Below are 1,346 nucleotides of genomic sequence, written 5' to 3'. Positions count from 1 at the left end.
GCTGGACTGGCTGACACGCCGAAAACTTCTGGGATATGCCCCGGTCTCAATGTGACCGCGACGGCCCCTGAAGCAGGTCTCTTTGATCTGATTTGCAGGACAGCGACCGACCACGTCGCTCGGCTAAGTGCCTGCGGAATTTTTCCGACACGCCCAATTAGCGTGACTGCTGTGCCAGCGATTGAGGGGCTGCCTGCGAACTGTGTTGGCGCCTTCCATTGTGAGAGAGACGAGGTAATGATCGTCTTGCCCGAAACGCTTGCGGCCCGTGAAGTCCCCGGCTTCATCTACAAAGGCCTTAGGCCCGAGGAAGCCTTCGTTTCGATCCTCAGGCACGAAATGACCCACGCCCTCCTTGAACATATGACAGAAGACAGCCCGATTAGCGCGGCGGCTCATGAATACCTTGCCTTTGCGTTTCAAATTGAGGCGATGACCAATGACGAGCGGGCCGCCTTTTTGGAAACGAATGGAACGAGGCCCGCGAAATCGCTCGACACGTTTAACATGGTCATCTACCGCTTTGTTCCGGGTCGCTTCGCCAGCGCGGTCTGGCTCCACTATAGCGCGCCCGAGAACGGTTGCAGGTTCGCCCGAGATGTTATTGAGGGCCGCGTCATCCTAGGTACGCCTCTCCACTTCCCCTAAAACGCTCTCAATTTTGGGCACGCATATTTTTGAAAAGCGGCGACACGCCGATCGGGCAAAGATAAGGAAAAGCGCTCCCATTAATCGCCCGACGCGGGAAATCAATGAATAGGCTACACCAATTACCTGGTAACGCCATACCAAGCATTGGCCACCACCTGGGAGCGAAGACCCTTACTAATTCTGGATGCTAGCCAGATATTCGGTCAGAGCGAGAACCCGAAATCGAACGAACACTTCCGCTTCTTCTGCTCGGAAGTCCGGATTTGCGTTTTCTCCACCTCTGAGCGCGTAGCGCTGTCCCCAAACAGGCATTTCGCGTGATCCATGGGGTCCGGAGGTCATCGTCCCGTCAATTGTGGAGTACACTTTCGTAACCGGAAAAACGCCGCCGTTACTTTCTGATAAGGTTGTTAGATCGGGCATGGAGCCCATCAGGTAGCCGACCATCGGTCCTCCACCAGTTCCGTCTGCACCATGGCATGCAGCGCAGCTGTTCATGTATTCTGCCTCACCTACCGACTGAGCAAAAGATACGGCTGGAGCGAATGCCAGAATGGCTGTTGCCACAAAATACTTGAGCCTCATGAGATATCCTCCATTAGCGTGAAAATACCTCAACCAGTAGTGTAAGAAGTTCTATGCGTACGTGATATTTATCAACAATCAATTATTCTGGTGAGCGGCACGCCCATTGA

At 53.9% G+C, this 1,346-nt stretch carries 2 protein-coding genes; one reads left to right on the top strand and one right to left on the bottom strand.

All coding sequences use genetic code 11. From position 1 onward, the window contains the following. Positions 1–648, top strand: a 648-nt coding sequence (locus BOA8489_RS20670; protein WP_217897986.1) for a DUF6639 family protein, incomplete at its 5' end; no start/stop codon positions are given. 177 nt (positions 649–825) lie between these two features. On the opposite strand, the gene BOA8489_RS20005 is transcribed toward BOA8489_RS20670, so the two are convergent. Further along, positions 826–1,236: a c-type cytochrome gene (locus tag BOA8489_RS20005; protein ID WP_093976060.1), complete on the bottom strand. Its 411-nt coding sequence runs from the start codon at positions 1,234–1,236 to the stop codon at positions 826–828. Positions 1,237–1,346 lie beyond the last annotated feature (110 nt).

Origin of the sequence: Boseongicola aestuarii (assembly GCF_900184815.1) — a bacterium.
GTDB lineage: Bacteria > Pseudomonadota > Alphaproteobacteria > Rhodobacterales > Rhodobacteraceae > Boseongicola > Boseongicola aestuarii.
This window is presented reverse-complemented; position numbering and strand designations above follow the sequence as displayed.

What these genes read in the sequence shown, in the direction of transcription:
- BOA8489_RS20005 (WP_093976060.1), bottom strand. Translation starts at nt 1,236, where the DNA reads ATGAGGCTCAAGTATTTTGTGGCAACAGCCATTCTGGCATTCGCTCCA.